We start from the raw sequence: 22,766 nt of genomic DNA, 5'->3' as shown, positions 1-22,766 counted from the left end.
TGTGGCCGATACGATCGCGCGCAATCAAGGCGCGCGGTCGTCAATTCGGACAGGGCTGTCCGGCGGCGCCCCACAGGGCCATGTCCTTGACGTGATCCTCGAAGGTGCCCGGCGGCGTCGAGCGGCCTGCACCGGGCGCCCAGCCCCGCGGGATGAAGCCGTTCAAGGACGCATCGTGCCGCAAATGTTCAACAAGGCCAGCGGCGTCGCGGCCGCCATTGCGCTTCGGGTCCTTCATCTGCGCGCAAATCTCGGCACCACTCTTGCCGAACCAGATGAACGCCACCGGCGCGAGTTGCCAGTCGATACCGGCGCGCGGCGGCGACGGTGCCGGCTCGTTCGCCTGGGTGGAGGTCATGTGACAGGTCGAGCACGGGATCGCCTCCGCGCCGATGCGGCTCTCGCCGCCATGGATGTTCATGCCATGCGGGCGCGGCTTGGTTTCGCCGGCCGGCGTCCAGATGGGTATGGCCTTGGCATCGACATGGCAGTTGGCGCAACGTGGATGGGTCACGACGGCCTCAATCCGCTTCCAGGCTTCCAGTCCCTGGACACGGCTGACGCTGCCGGGCGGCAGCACGTCCTTGGCGGCCTCGTCCTTGGCCGCAACGATCCCGGTGAGCGCCGCGACGGCTGAAGCCGCGAAGACGACCGCAATCAGAGATCTCCTCATGGCTCGCCTCACACGAAATCAATGAACTTGTTGAAGGGCATTTCGCGGATGCGCTTTCCGGTGGCCGCGAAGATCGCATTGGCGAGCGCAGGCGCGGCCGGCGGAACCGGCGGCTCTCCGATGCCCCTCACCTTCGGATCGTTCTCCAGCCCGCGCACTTCGATGACGGGGCACTGATAGATCCGCATTGCTTCATGGTGGTTGTAGTTGGTCTGCTGCACCGCGCCCTTCGCGTAAGTGAGTTCGCAGTTGATGGCGTGGCCGAGTCCCCAGATGACACCGCCCTGCACCTGGTTCTCGAAATTGACGGGATCCACGACCTTGCCGACGTCGACGGCAACCCAGACCTTGTCGATCCTGATGCCTCTGTCGGTCATCGTGACTTCGACGACCTCGGCTGCCGGCGTCCCGAAGGATTCGACGAACGCGACGCCGCGCCCGCGGCCGTTGCCGAGCGGCCCCTTCCAATCCGACATCTGCGCGAGCGTCTCCAGCAATTTGCGGTAGTGCGGAACGGTGCACATCGCAATCCGCGCCTTCATGGGATCCAGACCGGCCGCGTGGATCAGCTCATCGATAAAGCTTTCGGTGAAGAAGCCCGAGGTGGAGGCGCCGACCGACCGCCACGTGGTGCTTGGCGACAGTCCCTGCGCCTCGTAGCTGGTACCCCGGAAATTGGGGATGTCGTAGTAGACGTTCCACAGGCCCGCGGCCAATTGCCCGTCGGGATCCTTCGAGGGCGTGCCCGAACGCTCGAGCAATCCCTTGAGCGGCGTCGTCGAGGCCAGTTGCAGATCGGCGGCGACGATCTTGCCCTTGTCGACGCTGCCGCGGTGCCGCGCGATCGCAATCTGCCGCGGAATGTCCTGAAGGAAATCCTCCTCGCGCGAGAACACGAGCTTGATCGGCGTGCCCTTCATCTGGTTGGCGATCTCGGCGAGAACGCGGACGTTCTCGTATTCGAGACGGTGGCCAAAACTTCCGCCGGTCCACTGGTTATGGAAGGTGATCTGTTCCGGCTTGAGACCGATCGCGGTCGCCGCGACGTATTGCACGAAGCGCGGGCTCTGATGGCCAACCCAGATCTCCATGCCCTTGTCGGTGACGAGGCCGATCCCGTTCAGCGGCTCGAGCGGCTGATGCGCCACATAGGGTGCGCGATATTCGGCTTCGACGAGCTTGCCCGCCTTCAGGCCGGCTTCGATGTCGCCGATCTTTCGCCACTCCTTGCCCAGAAATTCCGGCTTGAAAGAGGATTCCAGCACCTTCCAATGGTCGGCCTGCTCGGCGGGATAGGCCGAGGGCGCCCACTCGCAAGCGATGGCGTCGACCGCCTTCATCGCGTACCAGCTGTTCGTGGCGATCACCGCGACGCCATTCTTGATTTCGAGGATCTTCCTGACACCCGGCATCGACCGCGCCTTGCCGGCGTCGTATGACTTCAGCGGCTGCCCCTTGCTGGGGTTCAGCTTGACGGAGGCATACAGCATGCCCTCCATCTTCAGGTCGATTCCGAACTTCAGCTCTCCCATGACCTTGTCGCGGATGTCGAGCCGCATCATCGGCTTGCCCAGCATCCGCCATGTCGAGGGATTGCGCGGCTTGGCATCGAGCACGGGCGGAATCTTTGCGGCGTCCGCAGAGAGATCGACGTAGGCGATCTTGGTCCCGTTGGGCAGGATCACATGGCCCGATTGAGTGCGCAGGTCGGCCACGGCGACGCCCGACCGTTTGGCAGCGGCGGCCTTCAGCGTTTCTCGTGCGACCGCGCCGGCAACACGCAGCTTGTCATAGGTGTCCGGCAGCGTGCTCGACCCGCCGGTCATCTGCAAGCCGGATTGTCTCAGCCATTCGAGCGACTTGGCGCGCGCTTCCTCCGCGGCCGGGCTTTGGTCCGCGGCCACGAACGGCGCGAACTCGTCGGCGAAGCCGGTGTTGAAATAAGCCGGGCTGGGGCCGGCGAAGCGGACTTCGAACTGGCCGGGATCGAGGTCCATCTCTTCGGCGATCATGATCGGCTGCACCGAGCCGACGCCCTGGCCGATGTCGGCGTGCTGGGCGATCAGCGTGATCTTGTCCGGGCTGATCTCGACCCAGGGATTGAAAGTCACCGAGTTCGGGCCAAGACCGGCGGCCAACGGATTGTCGCTTGCGCTGGTGGCCGCTTCAGCACTGGCGTAGGCACCGAAAGCGATGCCGCCGGCGATGGCAGCGGAGCCGACGACAAACGCTCGACGCGAAAGGGTCTGCATGTGGCCCATGTCACTTCTCCGCCATCTTCTTCTTCGCCGCCGCATGGATCGCCGCGCGGATGCGCGGATAGGTACCGCAGCGACAGAGATTGCCGGACATCACCTGATTGATCTGCTCGTCGTTTGGTTCAGGGATCAATCCAAGAAGCGAGATGGCCTGCATGATCTGTCCGGTCTGACAGTAGCCGCATTGCGGGACCTGATGCTCTATCCAGGCCTGCAAGACCGGGTGGTGATCCTTGTTGTCCAGGCCTTCGAGCGTGACGACCGATTTGCCCGCGACCTCGCCGATATGCGACTGGCAGGACCGCACCGCCATTCCGTCGATGTGAACGGTGCAGGCGCCGCATTGCGCGACTCCGCAGCCATATTTGGCACTGGTGATGCCGAGCTCGTCGCGCAGCACCCACAGCAAGGGCATCTCGGGAACGACGTCGACCTGGCGCTTGATCCCGTTCACCATGAGCTCGATCATGTCGGCATATCCCCTCGCGTATCTGGTCGTCGTAGCAGCACTGCACGATGCAAACCGAGCCGTATTCCCGAATCCTGCGGGATCATGCGCAATCTCTGCGGAATGCCGTATTGTTGCGATCGGCATTCACGGCCGCCTGGCCGCAGCACAGTTCGCGATACTGCCCCGGCGTGAGACTTGCGGCCTTGCGGAATACGCGCGTGAAATTGGCCTGCGAGCCGAAGCCGAACTCCAGGGCAATCTCGACCAGGGACAGGCGGTCGCGTGCGAGCTCGTGCCGCGCAGCCTGGACGCGGCGATCGGTGACGTAGCGGTGCGGTGACAGTCCGGTTGCTTCACGAAACAACCGTGAGAAATGATAGGGGCTGAGGCAGGCCTGCGCCGCCATATCCTCGAGCCTGATGTCGCCGCCAAGAGAGGCCTCGATATAGTCCAGCACGCGCTGAAGACGCCGCGGATCGAGCGACGGCGACCTTTCGGGCGCGCGCCAGCGCTCGATCGTATAATTTCCCAGAAGATGCGCTGCGAGCGCGACCTGGATTCCCTCCACGAACAGCGCGTCGGTCGGCTGGCGGGGACGATGGAGCAGGTCGCGAAGCGGCGAACAGATGTGGAAGAGCACCTGGTCCGCCAGACCGTGAGCGTAGGCGATCTCGATCTTTGCCGGGTCGATATCGAAATCCGCAAGGGCGCTGTGGTCGAGCAGCACCGGCGGCAGATAGAGATGCAGACATTCCATCCGGTCCGCAAGCTCGAGATGGCTCTCCTGCGTTCCCACGGGCACGAGGTAGCTCATCCCCGGCCGCGCCAGGCTCTTCTGGATCTCACCGTTGCCGGCGCGGCACACCATCCCGCCGCCTGACAGCAGCATGACGAGCTCGGTGCAGATGGGAACGGGCGTTGCCTGACATCCCGCCTCGAACTTGCGATGCTCGATGCTCAGCCCCGGCCAATCGCTGGCCGCCGCGAGCTTCTCGCTGTTCTGATATTTCTGATCTCCATGCGTCACGAGCGCCATCACGACCTCCGCTTCAGTTGCGGCGAATCCCGGCCCCGTCTCGCGAGCGAGCCATCATTCCATCCGGTGACGAGTTGCAGCCCGGTCGCTGCCACACCGATGCGAACTTCTCACAAGCCGCTGGAGCGAAGTCCAGAGCCGGCGCGGTTAAAAGAGGTAAAAGACTGTCAAAGCAAAGGCTTGGACGATGCGCTCGATTGGCTCGAACGGCTGATCCAGTCCCGATCAGCAAGATGCGTCCGTCATCGCGCAGGAACCGGAAATACCGCAATGGCCGGATGAGCCAGTGATGGTCCATCGAACGGCAGTCCTGCCGGATCGATGTGACGAAGACCGAAAGCGCGATCGCCGAGGTCGACGTTGCCGCAGTCGCCGACGATGGTCCCGTCCGTTACCAGCGAAGGATATGCAGCATGGCTCTCAAGGATATTCTGCCGGGAAGACTGGGCTTCGGTGCGGCGCCGCTCGGCAACATGTTTCGTGACATCCCGGAGCAGGAAGCCCTCGCGACGGTCAATGCCGCCTGGGACGACGGCATCCGCTATTTCGACACGGCGCCCTTCTATGGCGCAGGTCTTGCCGAGATCCGCATGGGTGCAGCGCTCGCCGGCCGACCGCGGAGCGACTATGTCGTCAGCACGAAGGTCGGGCGCCTGATCCTGGACGAGGTCGAGGATGTCAGTGCCCGCGATCTCGGCGAGAAAGGCGGCGTCTTCAAACATGGCCGTCCGAACAGGATCGTGAACGACTACTCCCGGGACGGGACGTTGCGCTCGATCGAGGACAGCCTGAAGCGGCTGGGCACCGACCATATCGATATCGCCTTCGTGCATGACGTCGCGCAGGATTTTTACGGAGACGAGTGGCTTTCGATCTTCGAAAGTGCGCGCAAGGGCGCGTTCAGGACGCTCGACAGGCTGCGCGACGAGGGCGTGATCAAGGCATGGGGGCTGGGTGTCAACCGGGTGGAGCCGATCGAGCTGCTGCTCGCGCTCGAAGAGCCGCGCCCCGACGGCTTCCTGCTCGCGGGCCGCTACACGCTGCTGGACCATGCCCGGGCGCTTCAGCGGGTGATACCGATGGTTTCGGAGCATGAGCTCGCGATCGTCGTCGGCGGACCCTACAGCTCGGGCGCGCTCGTCGGCGGTCCGAACTTCGAGTATGCGCCAGCGCCTCCGGAAATCCTCGACAAGGTGGCGCGGATCAAGGCGATCGCCGATCGCTACGGCATCAGCATGAAGGCCGCAGGCCTGCAGTTCGCGCTGGCAAACCCGGTGGTTGCCGCCGTGATCCCGGGGGCGAGCCGGCCCGGCCGCATCGCCGAGGACCGCGCGGCGCTTGACCAATCAATACCCGGCGATTTCTGGCGCGAACTTCGATCGGCCGGTCTCGTCAATCCAGCTGCTCCGCTTCCGGACGCCGGCTGACCGGCACACGACATCACCCACAGACCGAGGAGACGAGAATGACCGACGAAAGCAGCAACGTTGCCGAAATCGAACGCCGCAACCTGCTTCGCACGGCAGGCGCCGCGATGATCACCGGTCTTGCGGTCGGCAGCATGCCGTCAGCCGCGTCCGCGGCGCCGGAGGGCATGTCCCCAGCCGAGCGCAACGAGGCGCCGCTCGGCGCGCGGCTGCAGGGCGTGCAGCATTTCGGGTTGACGGTCCAGAACATGGAGCGGGCTTACGAATTCTATACGGAGGTGCTCGGCGGCACCGAGGTCTTTCGTCATGGCGACTTCCAGGGCGACGGGGTGCAGAACACGCTGCTGGCCGACCAGGAGATCGAGGCGAACGCACGCGGGGTCAATCCGCGGACGATCGGCGTTCCCGACCTGCGAAGCGGAGCGCAGCGGCTCGATGTCCGCTTCATCCAGTTCGACAACATGGTGCTCGAACTGCTGCAATATCGCGAGGCCGATCAACCCATGGGCAGCGCGAAGAGCTTTGCCGAGCCGCTGGAGCACATGAGCCCGGCTTTTCCGCGCATGATGCACATCTGCTTCTACGTTCGCGACGACGTCGACTTCAACAAGTTCATCGCCGACCTCGAAGCCGAGTCCGCGCGCCGCGGCATGACACAGGTGAGAGCGAACCGCACCATCCGCGTCATGACGGAAGCAGACCGCAAGGCGGCTCCCCGCAGCGCCAACACGAACCGCGTGACGGCGGAGCCTTCGAACGGTTGGGAACTGATCTATTGCAAGGGTCCCGAGGGCGAGCAACTCGAATTCGTCAAAGCGCTCGACCCGGTCAAGAAGCGCTTCAGCGAGGCCCTGGCAAAGCGGCAGCAGAAAGTCGTGCGCTGACGCCTCAAATGTGGCGGGCGACCGTTCGATGCCGGTCGCTCCGAACTCACAATCACATGTGAAGGAGCTCATCATGCAAAGTCTCGTCCGCAATTCGCTTTGCGTCCTGCTGTCCGCCGCCTCGATGGCCATGACGGCGCCGTCCGCGGTCGCCGGGGAAGCGCCGCGCGTGCGCTATCAGGAGATTCCGGATGGCGCATATTCGGTGGTGGCGCAGGTGAGAGCCAAGCCCGGGAAGGAAGACGCGCTGCGCGCAGCCACCTTGCCCCTGATCGAGCTGGTTCGCGGCGATCCCAAGAACCTGGTCTATTTCCTTCAGGAAGACCGCGCCAAACCCGGTCATTTCATCTTTTACGAGGTGTTCGCCAGCCAGGCCGATTTCGACGCGCACAACGCGATGCCTTATGTGAAGGACTGGTTCGCCAAGCTGCCGGAACTTGCCGACGGCGGCGTCGAAGTCATGCGCATGGCGGTTCTAGGCAAACGCCAGAAATAGCGAGTTCGGTCGAGAATCCGTCCCGCGCGCCGGCACCTCCAGCCGGCGCATGAGCGATTTTGTCGCAGCAATCCCGCGGCAGATCCCGCGGCGATCGTGCGAATTCAGAATGACTCTCTTCAACCAGTTTGCAGTGCATGATAATGGCAGGCGATCTGTTCGATCGATTTGGCATGGATCAATGCGGGCTGCCACGGAGACACGGCAACGGGCCACACTCCGACAGGAACTCACATACTGCTTCGGCCCATTTCGACTGGTTCCCCGCCGCCAGTTGCTCCTTCTCGACGGACGCCCGGTCAAACTGGGCGGGCGCGCATTCGAACTCTTGCAAGTGCTGGTGCAGCGCTGCGGCGAACTCGTCAGCAAGAATGAGCTGATGGCCGCAGCCTGGCCGGGCACCTTCCTCCACGACAGCAATCTCAAGGTCAACATGTGGAGCTTGCGTCGTTCGCTGGGAGATACCCAGATCGAGCCCGTCTACATCGCGACCGTGGCGCGCCGCGGGTACAAGTTCATCGCCGAGGTGCAAATCAGCATCGGCGAGATCGAGGATGATCTGGCGCTCGCCGAACCGCTCCCGTTGTCCAATCCGCCATTGCCGCGCGGCATCGTTGGTCGTGAAGCGGAGGTCGTCGAGATCGCCGGCCTGCTGGCCGACAACAGGCACGTGACCCTGGCTGGCGCCGGAGGAATCGGCAAGACGACGGTTGGCGTGGCGGTCGCCCAGGCGTTTGCGCCACGGTGTCGCGACGGCGTCTGCTTCGTCGATCTCGCCACGATCTCCGATCCGACGCTGTTCGGGGCGGCACTGGTGACGGCGCTGGGCATCAGAGGCAATCCGGACAACAGTCTGGCTGCGGCCCTCGACTATTTGAGACCGCGGCAGATGCTGCTCATTCTCGACAATTGCGAGCATGTGCTGCCCGCCGCGACGATCTTCGCCGGCCGGTTCATGGCGGACACATCGCCTTCCAGGTTGCTTGCCACGAGCCGCGAGCCGCTCGGCACCGCCACCGAGCATGTCGTCCGGCTGGGTTCGCTGGCCTCACCGAAATCCGGCTACGCCTTGACCGTCGATCAGGCCGTCAGGTTTCCCGCGGTGCAGTTGTTCGTTCGCCGCGCCGCCGAATGGTCGGACTACCAGTTCGTCGATCGTGATTGCGAGGCCATCGCCTGGATCTGCCACTCGCTCGGCGGCCTTCCGCTTGCCATCGAGTTGGCGGCAGCCCAGATCGGCAGGTTCAATCCTCGCGAATTGGTGGCAATCCTCGACCACAATCTGGGTTTTCGCGCTCCCGCCGCCGATGGCACGCCGCCACGCCAGGAAACCCTGATGGCGACGATCGACTGGAGCTTCAGGCTGCTTTCGCAGAGGGAAGCCAGACTGTTCGGCCTGCTGTCGGTGTTCAGCGACGCCTTCGAGGTTGAGGACGCGGTCTTCGTCGCCGAGGCGACAGGGCTCACGCCGGTCGACGTCGTCACCGGACTCGGCAGTCTCGTCGCCAAATCGCTTTTGAGCGCGCAGGCCCAGGGCTCAAGCCTGCGCTACCGATTGCTCGACAGCACTCGGCGCTATGCCGCCGAGCGGCGCCGGGCCGATCCTGCCTGCGGCCAGGCGCTGACCCGCCATGCGCAACGCGTCCTCGCGCTGTTCGAACAATCCGAGGAGGAATGGAACTGGCGCGAGCCGGCCGATTGGACACAGCGCTACCTTGGTCGCATCGCCGATTTGCGCGCCGCTCTTTCATGGGCATTCGGGGAGGAAGGCGATCCTGTCCTCGGAATCAAGCTCACGGTTGCAGCGATCACCTTGTGGTCGGAAACCTCCATCCTGTCGGAAGCGCAGGCGCGGCTGGAGGACGCGCTCGCCTTGGCCGAGACCGTCGCGTGCGACGATCTGTTGAAGGCAAAGCTCGCCTGCGCCCTTGGATGGAGCCTGTTCTACGCCCGCAAGATGTCGAATGAGAACGAGGTCGCCTGGCTCGATGCCATCGCTTTTGCAAGGAGCGCCGGCAACATCGAGTATCAGCAGCGCGCGCTGGTCGGTTTTGCCTTCTACCTGCTGCAGATTGGCCAGGTCCCGCGCGCCATAACCTATCTCGAGGAGGCCACGGAGCTAGCCGACCGCGACCGCGATTTGACGGCAACGTCCGAAGCCGACCGCGCGCTGGCCTGGGCCTGCGCCTTTGCCGGTGAATTGAGCAAGAGCCGCGCAGTTCTGGATCGTCTCGCGGCAACCTATTCGCTCGCCAAGGGCCGTTCGCGCAAGGATGCGAACGAAGTCTACCGGTTCATCACCGTCCGCTTCAACCTGCCGTTCGTGGCGTGGATGCAGGGGCAAGCCGACTACGCTGCGAGGCTGGCCCGCGACGCCGTCGAGGCCGCGGATCGCAGCGGCCATTGGGTGTCACAGTCGAATGCGCTCGGGCTCGCCGCGCTTCCCGTCGCGCTCGAAACCGGTAATCTGGACGCGCTCGCGAGCTTCACCGAGCGTCTGCGTCGCAACCTGGAACGTGAGCGCATCTCGCGCTGGGTTCCGGTCGAACGCTATTTCTCCGCCTGCCTTCGTGACCTGCGTGGCGATCGGCGCGCGGTGGAGGATATGCGAGCGGCGATCGAGGAGTTGATCGAATGTCGCTTCCTGATGCGGATCGGCAGCTATCTCGCGGTCCTCGCCCGCGCCTATTTGCGGCAAGGGCGGATCGCGGAGGCGCGCGAGGCCATCACGCGGGCGATCGGCCATCAGGAACGTCAGGGCGAGCGCTGGTGCCGGCCAGAACTTTTGCGGGTCGACGCAGCGGTTCTTCTCCACGCCGGCGAGCCGCTGCGCGCTGAAAAGCGGCTGCAACAGGCACTCGCCGAAGCACGCGCCATAGGAGCGGCGACATTTGAATTGCGCATCGCCACCGATCTCGCCGCACACTGGATCGGGACCGGCCGCAAGGTCAAGGCTGTCCGACTGCTCGCCCCGATCTATGAAGGCTTCGCCGAGGGCTTCGAGACGCCGGATCTGGCTGCGGCTTCGCACCTGCTGCGGTGCGCGCCGCCGACGGCGAGCGGCTGCGGCCACTATCGCCAGCCGAAGCCAGTGCACGCCCGCGATGCATAGCTGGCCTACCGCCGCGCCAGCCGCGCGTGCTTTACGCCTCGCGTAATTCCTGATCCTCTCTCCCCAACCAGCCGGACCAACCGGCCATGCCCCAGGGAGAGAGACGCCATGAAGCTCGGGACCGCGATCGCGGAAATCATGAGGCGCGAGGGGATCGAGATCCTCTGCGGCTATCCGGTCAACCATCTGATCGAGCACGCGGCGAAAGCCGAGATCCGCCCCGTCATGGTGCGGCAGGAGCGCGTCGGCATCCACATGGCGGATGCGATCTCGCGGGTCACGTCGGGGCGACGCATCGGCGCGTTCTGCATGCAGCACGGGCCGGGTGCGGAGAATGCGATGGGCGGCGTCGCCCAGTGCTTTGGCGAATCCGTACCCGTGCTGGTGCTGCCGATGGGCTATCAACGCCGGCTGGCGCATATCGAGCCGAACTTCAATTCCAGCGAGGCGATGAAGCCGTTTGCGAAATCGTCCGAGCCGATCATCCTCGCGACCGAAGTCGCCAACATCTTCCGCCGCGCCTTCACCAAGCTGAAGAACGGCCGCGGCGGGCCTGTGATCGTCGAGATCCCCTCGGACATGTGGAACGAGGAGGTGCCGGAGCCGCTCGACTACACGCCGGTGCTGCGCACCCGCTACGGCGCCGACCCCGTGCATGTGAAGGAAGCGGCCGGCCTCCTCGTCAACGCGAAGCGGCCGGTCATCTATGCCGGCCAGGGCGTCCATTACGCACAGGCGTGGCCACAACTGAAACGGCTCGCCGAGCGGCTGGCGATCCCCGTCACCACCAGCCTCGGAGGCAAATCGTCGTTTCCGGAAACGCATCCGCTCTCGCTCGGCTCCGGCGGCCTTGCGGTGCCGCGCGCGGTTCCGAAGTTCCTGAGCGAGGCCGACGTCATCTTCGGCATCGGCTGCTCCTTCACCGAGACCAATTTCGGCATCGCGATGCCGAAGGGCAAAGCCATCATTCACTCCACGCTCGATCCCAATCATCTCAACAAGGACGTGGAAGCGAAGATCGGCCTCGTCGGCGACGCCGCCCTCGTGCTCGACGCGCTCCTGGAGGAGATCGGCAAGAGCGTCACCACGGATCGCGATGCCTCGGCGGTCGCGGCCGAGATCGCGGCCTCTCACAAGGAGTGGCTGGCGAAATGGATGCCGAAGCTGACCAGCAACGACGCACCGTTGAGCCCGTACCGCGTGTTGTGGGACCTCCAGCACACCGTCGACATCGAGAACACCATCATCACCCACGATGCCGGCAGTCCGCGCGACCAGCTTTCTCCGTTCTGGAAAGCGGTCGCGCCCCTCACCTATCTCGGCTGGGGCAAGACGACGCAGCTTGGCTACGGCCTTGGGCTGGCGATGGGCGCCAAGCTGGCAAGGCCCGACAAGCTCTGCATCAATGTCTGGGGCGATGCGGCCATCGGCTTCACGGGCATGGATTTCGAGACGGCGGTGCGCGAGCGCATCCCGATCATGTCGATCCTGCTCAACAATTTCTCGATGGCGATCGAATTGAAGGTGATGCCGGTCTCGACCGAAAAGTATCGCTCGACCGACATTTCCGGCGACTACGCCGCGATGGCGCGCGCCTTCGGCGGCTATGGCGAGCGGGTGACCAGGCCGGAGGACATCGTGCCCGCGATCAAGCGGGGCATCCAGAAGACGCAGGAAGGCGTCCCGGTGCTGCTCGAGTTCATCACCAGCAAGGAGACCGAGGTGTCGCGGCCGGGCACGTGAGGCGGGCGCCCTCGATGGAGTCCAACTGCTTGCGCCGCCGTCCACCTCTCCCCAGCGGGGTCGGATTGCGCCTGGCGAAGCGGAGCATCGTCCAGCGCAATCCGGGTGAGGAGCCGCAGCGCATCGTGAGACAGCAACCCCTCACCCGGACCGCATCTTCGATTCCATCCGACCTCTCCCTTCGGGGGAGGTGAACCCCGGCGCCGGCTTCGTCGTATCCGTCAATTTCATCTCGACTCAACGACGCCGCCGCCGACGCTGGCTCCCGCTGCGAAAGATGTGATAATCCGGCCCGGTGCTGCGCCTGTCGCGGCATCAAGCCGGATTGCGAATGATCAACCCTCCGAAGGATATCGCCGCTGGACTTGCAGCCGAGAACGCGCGGCTGCGCAGCGAGCTTGCGATCGCGCGGGATCGCCAGAGCGCGAGCGCCGAGATCCTGCGCACCATCGCGGCCTCGCCCTCCGACGCACGGCCAGTCTTCGCGGCGATCGCATCCAGCTCGAAGCACCTGCTCGGCGGCTTCTCCGCTACCGTGCTCCAGTTCATCGGCGACGAGCTGCACCTCGTGGCGTTCACGCCGACCAGCCCGGAGGCGGACGAAGGGCTGAGGGCGTCGTTCCCGCGCAAGATCGCGGACTTCCCGACCTTTGCCCTGGTACGCGACGGCGAGACGATCCAGTTTCCGGACAGCGAGGCGGCCGACGTTCCGGCGCTGAACCGGGAGTTGGCGCGGCTGCGCGGCTTCCGCAGCGTGCTGTTCATGCCGCTGATGAACCGGGGCGCGCCGGTCGGCATGATCAGCGTCACGCGCGCTGTAACAGGCGCATTCGCGCCCGACCTCGTGCAGCTGCTCCAGACCTTTGCCGACCAGGCGGTGATCGCGATCGAGAATGCACGACTGTTCAATGAGACGAAGGAGACACTTGAACGCCAGACCGCCACCGCGGACATCCTGAAGGTGATGGCGGCCTCGCCGTCCGACGTGCAGCCGGTGTTCGAGGCGATCGCAATCAATGCCAACCGGCTGATCGGAGGCTTCTCCACCGCGGTGCTGCGTTATATCGACGGCGCCGCCCACCTTGCGGCATTCACGCCGACCGATCCGGCCGGCGATCGCGTGCTCCAGGCCTCGTTCCCCGTGCCGTTCGCACAGTTCCCGCCCTATCAGCTCGTTGCCAATGGTGCCGCCGCGCAACTGCCCGACACCGAGCTCGAGCCGGCCGCACGCGACATCGCGCGCGCGCGGGGCTATCGCAGCATGCTGTTCACCCCGCTGATGAGCGAGGGCGAAGCCATCGGCATCATCATCGCCACGCGCCGTGCGACTGGCAGCTTCGCCGAGCATCATGTGCGGCTGCTCCAGACCTTCGCCGACCAGGCGGTGATCGCGATCAAGAATGTCAGCCTGTTCAACGCGACCAGCGAAGCGCTGGAACGTCAGACCGCGACCGCCGATATCCTCAAGGTGATCGCGGCCTCACCATCAGACGTCACGCCGGTGTTCCAGGCCATCTCCGACAGCGCCAAGGCGCTGATCGGCGGACACTCCTCCACCGTCACCCGCGTCATCGACGGCATGCTGCATCTGGCGGCCTTCACCACCGACAATGAAGCCGGCAACGCCGATCTGCTCAGCTCCTTCCCGGCGCCGCTGTCGGGCTCGGGCATTCACAGCCGGGTGGCCCGAAGCGGACAATATGCCTTCCGCAGCGACATGCAGAGCGAACCTGGCCTCACCGAAGCCATGAAGGAGCTGGCGCGAACGCGAGGTTACCGCAGCATCCTGGTGGTGCCGATGCTGCGCGACGGCGTCGCGATCGGCACCATCGCCGTCACGCGGCCGGAGCCCGGTCATTTTCCTGACAAGGCGATCAACCTGCTCAAGACCTTTGCCGACCAGGCGGTGATCGCGGTCGAGAACACGCGCCTGTTCAACGAGGTGCGGGACCGCACAAGCGAGCTCGCCAGATCGCTGGACGATCTGCGCGCCGCGCAGGACCGGCTGATCCAGACCGAGAAGCTCGCATCCCTCGGCCAGCTCACCGCGGGCATCGCGCACGAGATCAAGAACCCGCTCAATTTCGTCAACAATTTCGCCTCGCTGTCTGCCGAGCTGACCGAGGAGCTGAACGATGTGCTTGCGCCGGTATCGCTCGCCGAGGACGTGCGCGCGGACGTCGAGGAGCTGACGGGCCTCCTGAAGGACAATCTGGCAAAGATCGTGCAGCACGGCCGCCGCGCCGATTCCATCGTCAAGAACATGCTGCTGCATTCGCGCGAGAGCGGCGGCGAGCATGGGCCGAGCGACATCAACGCGCTGGTCGAGGAAAGCCTCAACCTCGCCTATCACGGCGCGCGCGCCGAAAAGCCGGGGTTCAACGTGACGCTCGAGCGCGAGCTCGATCCCGCGGCCGGACAAGCCGAAGTGTTTCCGCAGGAGATCACCCGGGTGCTGCTGAACCTGATCTCGAACGGCTTCCATGCGGTCGCAAAGCGCAGTGCGGACGGCGCCGCCGACTACGCGCCGGTGGTGCTTGCCGCGACGCGCGACCGCGGCGACGCCGTCGAGATCCGCATCCGCGACAACGGCACCGGCATTCCGGACGAGGTGAAGGAGAAGATGTTCAATCCGTTCTTCACCACCAAGCCGGCCGGCGAAGGCACCGGCCTCGGGCTGTCGATGAGCCACGACATCGTGGTGAAGCAGCACGGCGGCACGATCGACGTCGCGACGGCGCCGGGAGAGTTCGCCGAATTCACGATTCTCCTGCCGCGCAAGAGCGGATCCATGAAGAGCGACAAGGGATAGCATCGGAGGATTCATTGAAGAGTCTCGCGTGGTTCATTCGGCGCCAATTGCTCTCGCTCTCCGGCGTCGGCCTCATGCTGGGCGCGCTGTTCTTCGCGGCCGCGCTGGCGCCGACGCTGATCCCGCGCAGCTATTTCACGCAAGGTGCCCTCGCCGGCGGCTGCTTTGCGATCGGCTATTTCGCCGGCGTGCTGTGGCGGCGGCTGTGGCACTATCTGGAATTGCCCGAACCGTCGGCGCGGGCGAGATCGATTGCGAACGCGCTGGCCGCCGCCATCTGCCTGCTCGTCGTCATCGTATGCCTATGGCGCACCGCCGAATGGCAGAACTCGATCCGCGCCGTGATGAAGATGGCACCGGTCGAGACCGCGCATCCGTTCAAGGTCTGCGCGATCGCCCTGGTCACGTTCGTGGTGCTACTGGTGCTGGGACGGCTGTTCACGCTGGTCGCCGGCTTTCTCGCCGCCCGCGCGCGGCACGTCATCCCGCCGAAAGTGGCGAACGTCATCGGCGTGCTGATCGCGGGCCTGCTGTTCTGGTCGATCGCCAGCAATGTCCTGATCCGCACCGCATTCAACGCGCTCGACTCCTCCTTTCGCGAGCTCGACATTCTGCTCGAGCCGGAGCGGCTGCAGCCGACCGCGTCGAACCGGACGGGTGGCCCGGACTCCCTCGTGAAGTGGGAGCTCGGGCGCATGGGGCGCCGGTTCATTGCCTCGGCCCCGACCGCAGCCGAGATCAGCGCCTTCACGGGACGGCCCGCCCAGGATCCCGTGCGCGTCTATGTGGGGCTCGCCGGCCGCGACACGCCGCGGGCGCGCGCCAAGCTCGCGCTCGACGAGCTGAAGCGTCAGCACGGTTTTGAGCGCAAGGTCCTGGTCGTGATCACGCCGACCGGCACCGGCTGGATCGATCCGGCCGCGATGGACACGGTGGAATGCCTCCACCATGGCGATGTCGCGAGCGTGGCGATACAGTACTCTTATCTCAACAGCCCGCTGTCGCTGCTCTTCCAGCCGGAGTACGGAGCAGAGGCCTCGCGTGCGCTGTTCGCTGAAATCTATGGCTACTGGACAACGCTGCCGAAGGACGGCCGGCCGCAGCTGTATCTGCACGGACTCAGTCTCGGCGCCATGAACTCGGAAAAATCTGCGGAGTTGTTCGAGACGATCGGCGATCCGATTGCGGGCGCGCTCTGGAGCGGGCCGCCGTTCGAAAGCCGCATCTGGCGCTCGATCACCGCGAACCGCAACCCGGGCACGCCGGCGTGGCTGCCGAAATTTCGCGACGGCCGCTTCGTCCGCTTCATGAACCAGAATGGAGCGACAGTGCCGGCAGATGCGCCCTGGGGGGCGATGCGCGTCGTCTATCTGCAATATGCCAGTGACGCGATCACGTTCTTTTCCTACCGCGACGCCTACCAGGCGCCGGCCTGGATGACGGTGCCGCGCGGACCCGACGTCTCACCTGAGCTGCAGTGGTATCCCATCGTCACGATGCTGCAGCTCGCCCTCGACATGGCGGTCGCGACCCATACGCCGATGGGCTTTGGCCATGTCTACGCACCCGAGCATTACGTCGACGCCTGGGTCGCGGTGACCGATGTCAATGACTGGTCGGCCGAGGCGCTCGCCCGGCTGAAGGGGCAGCTTGCGGCGAAAGCGCGGCAGACGACGAACGCAGGGAATGACGATCCCGATCGCGGCGGCTAAAGCCGCTCACTCCGCCATCTCGACGTGCTTGGTCACGGTGGGGCCGGCCAGCGGCCGCTCCTCCATCGCGATCAGGCACAGCGCAGCACCCGTCATCAGCGCGGTGGCGGCGCCGAAGACGTAACGGAACGCATGCCGCATGTCCTCAGCGGGAATGGCATTGACGACGCCTGCGGCATGATGCTCGCCGGCGAGCGGGATGTCGGCACCCAGCGCGATCAGCAGGATGGCTGCGAAAGCCGCGACCGTGAACGAGGACATCAGCGAGCGGACGAAGTTCAACGCGCCGGTGATGGTGCCGACCTGCGGCCGCGCGACCGAATTCTGCACCGAGACCACGCAGACCGGAAAGGTGGTGCCGAGGCCGAGCGCAAACGCGGCCATCAGCGTCAAAAGGCCCCAGAGCGGCAGCGTCGTCAGTGTGAGGCCAAGGCCGCACAGCGCGGCCCAGGACGTGCCGATGATGGCGACGCGCTTGTAGTGCTTGGCCCGCGCCATGGTACGGCCGGCGACGGCCGCACCGATGGTCGAGACCGCCGCGAGCGGGATCAGCGCAAGCCCCGCCTCGCTGGCGCTGAGGTGATAGACGGATTCGTAATAGAGCGGCAGCTGGACCGTGAGGCCCGTGATCGCGCCGAGCGCGCAACCGCCCGCCATCAGCCCGAATGGCACGACGCTTCCGCCGAGCAGCGGCAGCGGCAGGAACGGCTCGTCCGCGCGCCGGGCGTGCCAGACGAAGCTGACGACGAGCGCGACCGCGCCACCGACCATCGCGAGCACGGTCGGCGACAGCCACGGATAGCGCGTGCCGCCCCAGGTCAGCACCAGCATGAAGACGACGGCGGAGGCCATCAGCAGCACGCCGCCGAGCCAGTCGACCTTGCGCTTGCGGTGGAACACCGGGATCTTCTTCATCTTCGGCAGCAGAAGCGCGATCGCGGCGGCCGCGAGCGGAAGGTTGATCCAGAAGATCATCGACCAGTGCAGATGCTCGGCGAACACGCCGCCGATGACCGGGCCGAGAATGCCGCCGACCATCCAGACGCTGGAGAAATAGGCCTGGTATTGCCCGCGCTCGCGTGGGCTCACCACGTCGGAGATCACGGTCTGCACGACAGGCATGATGCCGCCGCCACCGAGGCCCTGGAGGCCGCGCGCCAGGATCAGCATCGGCATGTTCGGCGCGATCGCGCACAGCACCGAGCCCGCGACGAACAGGCTGAGCGAGATGATGATCATGACGCGGCGGCCATAGATGTCGCTGAGCGTGCCGAACACCGGCGCGACCGCGGTCGAGGCGAGCAGATAGGCTGTGATCACCCAGGAGAGATTGGAGACGTCCTGGAACTGTCGCCCGATGGTCGGCAGCGCGGTCGCCACGATGGTCTGGTCGAGCGCTGCCAGGAACATCGTCAGCATCAGGCTGATGACGATGGTGCGGACCTCGTCGGAAGTCAGCGGCACCGGCGGCGCGATGGACGGCGCGTCATCGACGCTCAACACCTCGCTGGGAAGGCGGGAAAGCTCGTCGGCAATGTCGTCAGGCAATGTCTGGACGTCGGCAGCACTCTGCCGTTCGATTTTGTTCATCTCGTCGGACGTCATGTGGCGGCGCAACGCCGCGAAGGATTCGTTCTATGCAATCCAATGTAGACAGCAAAGTTCTTCCCGGGCAGGCACCACGGCGCATGGGTGCATCCCGCCCCGGGGTCATCCCGAACACGTGATCGCGAGGGGCGACGGATCAGTCCCTTGTCAGTCCCTTGGGCGTCGCTTCAGACGGGCCCGTTTCGGCAGCACGGCCGGCCATTGCACGATGTGGTTCTCGAGCTCCTCGTCCGGGATCTCCTCCTCGCTCCCCTCGACGCGGCCGCGGACGGAAACGCCGGCTTCATGCACGGTGTTGGGATCGCCCGAAACCAGCGGATGCCACCAATAGAGGTCGCGCCCCTCGGCGACGAGCTTGTAGCCGCAGCTCGGCGGCAGCCAGTTCAGGCTGCGGACATTGGCCGGGGTCAGGCGGACGCAATCCGGAACCTTGTCGGAACGATTCGGATAGTCCTTGCAGGCGCAGCTCGCCCCGTCGAGCAGCTTGCAGCCGACATGGGTGAAGTAGATCTTGCCGGTGTCCTCGTCTTCGAGCTTGTTCAGGCAGCAGCGGCCGCAGCCGTCGCACAGGCTTTCCCATTCGGCCGCCGACATCTCTTCCAACGTCTTGGTTTTCCAGAAGAATTCTTCCTGGCCTGAAGGTCGTTTGGGAGCTGCGGTCATGCGCCTCAACAAGAATTCGAAAGAGCTACGGCGACGCCATCTAGGGGGCGCGGCCGCAAGGGTGCAAGCGAGGCCTCTCTGAAGCCCGTAATGACCCGGGGTCAATTAGGCCTGTTGTTCAAAATCGCGAGCGTGGCCATTGGTTTATGGGCCCCGCTCGGCTAGAAGGAACAGCAAGTCCCTCGGATGCTGGCCGGGCGCCTTGGGTTTGCCGCAAGATTCCCCCAAGACGTCTCGATGCCGCCCCGGCCGGGTGCTTGAACGCTCGAAGCAAGCCTCAAGGGTTCTAGGTGCGACAGATCATACCACCGCATTGGAAGCAGGGGGTCCGGAATTTCTTCCTCGACCTCGATGCGCGTATCGACTCCTCGCTGTTCTCCTCGGCCAAAGGCATCCGCGAGCTCTACGAGCGCTACTCGACCTTCATGGACCGGTTCTATGTCGGGCGCTGGAAGCGCTGGGTGTTCATCGAGCCGCTGTCGGAGGCCGCCACGCTCGGGCTCGGCGGCCTGGTCGTGATGCTCACCCTCGCCATCCCCGCCTTCCGCGAGACCGCGGACGAGGACTGGCTGAAGAAGTCCGATCTCGCGGTGAGCTTCCTCGACCGCTACGGCAATCCGATCGGCAGCCGCGGCATCAAGCACAACGACTCGATCCCGCTGGAAGATTTTCCCGATGTCCTGATCAAGGCGACGCTGGCGACCGAGGACCGCCGCTTCTACGAGCATTTCGGCATCGACATCGCCGGCACCGCGCGCGCGCTCGTCACCAACGCCCAGGCCGGCGGCGTCCGCCAGGGCGGCTCCTCGATCACCCAGCAGCTCGCCAAGAACCTGTTCTTGAGCAACGAGCGCACCATCGAGCGCAAGGTCAACGAGGCCTTCCTCGCGATCTGGCTGGAATGGCGCCTGACCAAGAACGAGATCCTCAAGCTGTATCTCGACCGCGCCTATATGGGCGGCGGCACGTTCGGCGTCGACGGCGCGGCGCATTTCTACTTCAACAAGTCGGCGCGCGACGTGACGCTGGCGGAAGCTGCGATGCTCGCCGGCCTGTTCAAGGCACCGACGAAATACGCCCCCCACATCAACCTGCCCGCCGCCCGCGCCCGCGCCAACGTCGTGCTCGACAACCTCGTCGATGCCGGCTTCATGACCGAGGGCCAGGTGTTCGGCGCCCGCCGCAACCCGGCCTTCGCCGTCGACCGCCGCGACGAGGCTTCGCCGAACTATTATCTCGACTACGCCTTCGACGAGATGCGCAAGCTGGTCGACACCTTCCCGAAGTCCTATATCGAGCGCGTCTTCGTGGTGCGTCTCGCCATCGACGCCAATGTGCAGAAGGCGGCCGAGGACGCGGTCGAGAACCAGCTGCGCCAGTTCGGCCGCGACTATCACGCGACGCAGGCTGCGACCGTCGTCGCCGATCTCGACGGCGGCATCCGCGCCATGGTCGGCGGCCGCGACTACGGCGCCAGCCAGTTCAACCGCGCCACCGACGCCTATCGGCAGCCCGGCTCCTCGTTCAAGCCCTACGTCTACACCACGGCGCTGCTGAACGGTTACACGCCGAACTCGATCGTGGTCGACGGCCCCGTCTGCATCGGCAATTGGTGCCCGCAGAATTATGGCCATTCCTATTCCGGCTCGGTGACGCTGACGCAGGCGATCACGCGCTCGATCAACGTCGTGCCGGTGAAGCTGTCGATCGAGATCGGCCGGCGGGAGCAGCCGAAGGCGCCGAACCCGGCCAAGATCGGCCGCGCCAAGATCGTCGAGGTCGCGCGCCGCTTCGGTCTCAAGGCGCCGCTGCCCGACACGCCGTCGCTGCCGATCGGTTCGGACGAAGTCACCGTGCTCGAGCATGCCGTCGCCTACGCGACCTTCCCCAACCGCGGCAAGGCGGTGACGCCGCATGCGGTGCTCGAAGTGCGCACCGGCGCCGGCGACCTCGTCTGGCGCTGGGACCGCGACGGTCCGAAGCCGCGGCAGGCGATCCCCGCCTCCGTTGCCGCCGACATGGCCGGCATGATGAGCCACGTCGTCAGCGAGGGCACCGCGCGCCGCGCCGCGCTCGACGGCATTCCGACCGCGGGCAAGACCGGCACGACCAATGCGTATCGCGACGCCTGGTTCGTCGGCTACACCGGCAACTTCACCTGCGCGGTCTGGTACGGCAACGACGACTATTCGCCGACCAATCGCATGACCGGCGGCTCGCTGCCGGCGCAGACCTGGCACGACATCATGCTCGCGGCCCATCAGGGCGTCGAGGTCCGGGAGATCCCCGGCATCGGCATGGGCCAGAAGCTGCCGCCGCAGCACGTCTCCAACGCGCAGGCCAATGCGGCGGCGAAGGTGCTGGAGACCAAGCCGGGTCCGCCGCCGGTGCTGACCAAGCGCGGTGCCGACGTCCTGGTGCGCGTCGAGAAGTTGCTCGATGATGCGGCCAGGACCGCGAATAGATCCGCGGCCGACGACAGCAAGCTGGCGAAGCCGTCCTCGGCGACGAGCGCGCTCGCCTTCCCGCAAAACTACGCGGAAGAGAACGTCAACGCCTCTGCTCCGCGCAAGAACTGATCGAAACCCGTGCGGCTGATCCTGATCACATTGACGGCGCTTCTTCTCGCAACGGTGGTCGGCGTCGGCGCGACCTGGATGACGACGACGCGCGGCACCGAGATCGGCACGCTGACCATCGGCGCCTGGACCGCGCGGCCGCGCACCGGCACCGCCGACGCCGACCCCTATTCGCGCGCCACCATCGTGCGCAACGGCGAGCTGCCGATCGGCACCGGCGACGGCGTCGCCTTCACCGCCACCACCGACGACAAGAAGAAGGCGCTCGACGGCCGCTGCGATGTCGTCGTCTCCGGCGTGACGCCGCCGGCGCGGTTCTGGACGCTGACGCTGTACGACCGCAAGGGTCACCTCGTCGCCAATTCGCTGCAGCGCTACGGCTTCACCAGCCAGGAGATCGTCCGGCAGTCCGACGGCTCGTTCGAGATCCGCATCGCCTCGCGCTCCCGTGCCGGCAACTGGCTGCCGACCGGCGGCATCGAGCGCTACGCCTTGATGCTGCGCCTCTACGACACCCCGGTCGGGGTCGCAACGCGCACCCAGCGCGATGCGCCGATGCCAAGCATCACGACGGCGGGCTGCTCATGATCCGGCTCGCGTTCACCATCGTAGCCGGCGTGGTGCTGGGCCTCGTGGTCCATCTCGTCAGCGTGCTGGCGCTGCCGCGGATCGCGACGCAGGATGCCTATTCGCGGCTGACGCCGATGACGAAGGTGAACGCCGTCACCCAGCTTCCCCTCGCCGACCCCAACACTTCGCCGATGCCGTTCATGGATCCGGCCTTCGCGCTGGCGATCTGCCGCTACGATCTGTCGGGCGGACCGATCAAGCTGACGGTGCCGGTGAGCCAGGCCTACACCTCTGTTTCGTTCTACACCCGCAACGAGATCGCCTATTACGCCATCAACGACCGCTCCGCAGGCCGCAAGGTGATCGAACTCGACCTGATGACCGAAGCGCAGCACAGCGAGCTGCCCGAGGACGAAGAGGTCACCGCGGCCGACCGGCTGATCATCGATTCCCCTGCTACCACCGGCCTGATCCTGATGAAGGCGCTCGCCCCCGAGCCCGGCCTGATGCCGCAGGCGCAGGCCTCGCTGGCAGCGGCGACCTGCGCGCCGCAGACCGAGCCGCCGGCCAAGGCCGAAGCGCCACGCAGCCGGCGCTGAGCGCGGCCGTTTTAGCGCTGCAAAACGTAAAAGCGCGAAAACAACCCCATGCACAGTAGCGGGGGCGTTGAAATCATTGCGTTCTTCCGTCGGCGATAACGAAGCTACCGGGCGACGCTTACGCACCTTTGACTCGTCGGGCA

Annotated in this window: 16 protein-coding genes; 10 read left to right on the top strand and 6 right to left on the bottom strand. The window is 65.4% G+C overall.

All coding sequences use genetic code 11. The annotated features are described in order from the left end of the window. Positions 1 to 40: 40 nt before the first annotated feature. The 4 genes from FJV43_RS29060 to FJV43_RS29045 form a co-directional block, all read right to left on the bottom strand. A complete protein-coding gene (locus tag FJV43_RS29060; protein ID WP_239622426.1) occupies positions 41 to 673 on the bottom strand; it encodes a hypothetical protein in 633 nt (210 codons plus the stop codon). Positions 674 to 681: 8 nt separating this feature from the next. Then, positions 682 to 2,934 (bottom strand): molybdopterin cofactor-binding domain-containing protein, encoded by a 2,253-nt coding sequence (locus tag FJV43_RS29055; protein WP_239622425.1) that lies wholly within the window; start codon positions 2,932 to 2,934, stop codon positions 682 to 684. Position 2,935: 1 nt separating this feature from the next. Continuing rightward, the gene (locus FJV43_RS29050) at positions 2,936 to 3,400 is read right to left on the bottom strand and encodes a (2Fe-2S)-binding protein (RefSeq protein WP_239622424.1); all 465 of its coding nucleotides are present in this window, start codon (positions 3,398 to 3,400) and stop codon (positions 2,936 to 2,938) included. A gap of 82 nt (positions 3,401 to 3,482) precedes the next feature. Beyond that, a complete protein-coding gene (locus FJV43_RS29045; protein ID WP_239622423.1) occupies positions 3,483 to 4,418 on the bottom strand; it encodes an AraC family transcriptional regulator in 936 nt (311 codons plus the stop codon). A gap of 413 nt (positions 4,419 to 4,831) precedes the next feature. Between FJV43_RS29045 and FJV43_RS29040 the strand changes: the two genes are divergently transcribed. The 7 genes from FJV43_RS29040 (at position 4,832) to FJV43_RS29010 (ending at position 16,604) form a co-directional block, all read left to right on the top strand. Next, complete coding sequence (locus tag FJV43_RS29040; protein ID WP_239622422.1) at positions 4,832 to 5,845, top strand: aldo/keto reductase; 1,014 nt, start codon at positions 4,832 to 4,834, stop codon at positions 5,843 to 5,845. Positions 5,846 to 5,883: 38 nt separating this feature from the next. Beyond that, positions 5,884 to 6,729 (top strand): VOC family protein, encoded by an 846-nt coding sequence (locus tag FJV43_RS29035; RefSeq protein WP_239622421.1) that lies wholly within the window; start codon positions 5,884 to 5,886, stop codon positions 6,727 to 6,729. 73 nt (positions 6,730 to 6,802) lie between these two features. After that, positions 6,803 to 7,225 carry a putative quinol monooxygenase gene (locus FJV43_RS29030; RefSeq protein ID WP_239622420.1) on the top strand — a complete coding sequence of 141 codons (423 nt, stop codon included), beginning with the start codon at positions 6,803 to 6,805 and terminating at the stop codon, positions 7,223 to 7,225. A gap of 181 nt (positions 7,226 to 7,406) precedes the next feature. Beyond that, complete coding sequence (locus FJV43_RS29025) at positions 7,407 to 10,337, top strand: winged helix-turn-helix domain-containing protein (protein WP_239622419.1); 2,931 nt, start codon at positions 7,407 to 7,409, stop codon at positions 10,335 to 10,337. 108 nt (positions 10,338 to 10,445) lie between these two features. Further along, complete coding sequence (locus FJV43_RS29020; RefSeq protein ID WP_239622418.1) at positions 10,446 to 12,080, top strand: thiamine pyrophosphate-requiring protein; 1,635 nt, start codon at positions 10,446 to 10,448, stop codon at positions 12,078 to 12,080. Positions 12,081 to 12,411: 331 nt separating this feature from the next. Further along, complete coding sequence (locus FJV43_RS29015; RefSeq protein ID WP_239622417.1) at positions 12,412 to 14,892, top strand: GAF domain-containing protein; 2,481 nt, start codon at positions 12,412 to 12,414, stop codon at positions 14,890 to 14,892. Between the two features lie 74 nt (positions 14,893 to 14,966). After that, positions 14,967 to 16,604: an alpha/beta-hydrolase family protein gene (locus tag FJV43_RS29010; protein ID WP_239629654.1), complete on the top strand. Its 1,638-nt coding sequence runs from the start codon at positions 14,967 to 14,969 to the stop codon at positions 16,602 to 16,604. A 6-nt stretch (positions 16,605 to 16,610) separates the two neighbouring features. Here FJV43_RS29010 and FJV43_RS29005 read toward each other — a convergent pair whose 3' ends face one another. Next, positions 16,611 to 18,194 carry an MDR family MFS transporter gene (locus FJV43_RS29005; RefSeq protein ID WP_239622416.1) on the bottom strand — a complete coding sequence of 528 codons (1,584 nt, stop codon included), beginning with the start codon at positions 18,192 to 18,194 and terminating at the stop codon, positions 16,611 to 16,613. A gap of 165 nt (positions 18,195 to 18,359) precedes the next feature. Beyond that, entirely contained in the window at positions 18,360 to 18,875 is a 516-nt protein-coding gene (locus FJV43_RS29000; protein ID WP_239622415.1) for a YcgN family cysteine cluster protein, read from the bottom strand. 290 nt (positions 18,876 to 19,165) lie between these two features. On the opposite strand from FJV43_RS29000, the gene FJV43_RS28995 reads away from it, so the two are divergent. From FJV43_RS28995 to FJV43_RS28985, 3 genes are read left to right on the top strand one after another with little or no spacing between them, the layout of a single operon-like run. Then, a complete protein-coding gene (locus FJV43_RS28995; protein ID WP_239622414.1) occupies positions 19,166 to 21,454 on the top strand; it encodes a PBP1A family penicillin-binding protein in 2,289 nt (762 codons plus the stop codon). A gap of 9 nt (positions 21,455 to 21,463) precedes the next feature. Continuing rightward, the gene (locus FJV43_RS28990; protein ID WP_239622413.1) at positions 21,464 to 22,042 is read left to right on the top strand and encodes a DUF1214 domain-containing protein; all 579 of its coding nucleotides are present in this window, start codon (positions 21,464 to 21,466) and stop codon (positions 22,040 to 22,042) included. Then, positions 22,039 to 22,623, top strand: a complete 585-nt coding sequence (locus FJV43_RS28985; protein WP_239622412.1) for a DUF1254 domain-containing protein — start codon at positions 22,039 to 22,041, stop codon at positions 22,621 to 22,623. Before FJV43_RS28990 ends, FJV43_RS28985 begins: the two co-directional genes overlap by 4 nt. Positions 22,624 to 22,766 lie beyond the last annotated feature (143 nt).

Origin of the sequence: Bradyrhizobium sp. I71, from assembly GCF_022354745.1 — a bacterium.
In the GTDB taxonomy this organism is placed as follows: Bacteria; Pseudomonadota; Alphaproteobacteria; order Rhizobiales; family Xanthobacteraceae; genus Bradyrhizobium; species Bradyrhizobium liaoningense.
This window is presented reverse-complemented; position numbering and strand designations above follow the sequence as displayed.

What these genes read in the sequence shown, in the direction of transcription:
- FJV43_RS29055 (WP_239622425.1), bottom strand. Translation starts at nt 2,934, where the DNA reads ATGGGCCACATGCAGACCCTTTCGCGTCGAGCGTTTGTCGTCGGCTCC.
- FJV43_RS29030 (WP_239622420.1), top strand. Translation starts at nt 6,803, where the DNA reads ATGCAAAGTCTCGTCCGCAATTCGCTTTGCGTCCTGCTGTCCGCCGCC.
- FJV43_RS28985 (WP_239622412.1), top strand. Translation starts at nt 22,039, where the DNA reads ATGATCCGGCTCGCGTTCACCATCGTAGCCGGCGTGGTGCTGGGCCTC.
- FJV43_RS29020 (WP_239622418.1), top strand. Translation starts at nt 10,446, where the DNA reads ATGAAGCTCGGGACCGCGATCGCGGAAATCATGAGGCGCGAGGGGATC.
- FJV43_RS29035 (WP_239622421.1), top strand. Translation starts at nt 5,884, where the DNA reads ATGACCGACGAAAGCAGCAACGTTGCCGAAATCGAACGCCGCAACCTG.
- FJV43_RS29050 (WP_239622424.1), bottom strand. Translation starts at nt 3,400, where the DNA reads ATGATCGAGCTCATGGTGAACGGGATCAAGCGCCAGGTCGACGTCGTT.
- FJV43_RS29040 (WP_239622422.1), top strand. Translation starts at nt 4,832, where the DNA reads ATGGCTCTCAAGGATATTCTGCCGGGAAGACTGGGCTTCGGTGCGGCG.
- FJV43_RS29005 (WP_239622416.1), bottom strand. Translation starts at nt 18,194, where the DNA reads ATGAACAAAATCGAACGGCAGAGTGCTGCCGACGTCCAGACATTGCCT.
- FJV43_RS29010 (WP_239629654.1), top strand. Translation starts at nt 14,967, where the DNA reads ATGCTGGGCGCGCTGTTCTTCGCGGCCGCGCTGGCGCCGACGCTGATC.
- FJV43_RS29015 (WP_239622417.1), top strand. Translation starts at nt 12,412, where the DNA reads ATGATCAACCCTCCGAAGGATATCGCCGCTGGACTTGCAGCCGAGAAC.
- FJV43_RS29000 (WP_239622415.1), bottom strand. Translation starts at nt 18,875, where the DNA reads ATGACCGCAGCTCCCAAACGACCTTCAGGCCAGGAAGAATTCTTCTGG.
- FJV43_RS29025 (WP_239622419.1), top strand. Translation starts at nt 7,407, where the DNA reads ATGCGGGCTGCCACGGAGACACGGCAACGGGCCACACTCCGACAGGAA.
- FJV43_RS29060 (WP_239622426.1), bottom strand. Translation starts at nt 673, where the DNA reads ATGAGGAGATCTCTGATTGCGGTCGTCTTCGCGGCTTCAGCCGTCGCG.
- FJV43_RS29045 (WP_239622423.1), bottom strand. Translation starts at nt 4,418, where the DNA reads ATGGCGCTCGTGACGCATGGAGATCAGAAATATCAGAACAGCGAGAAG.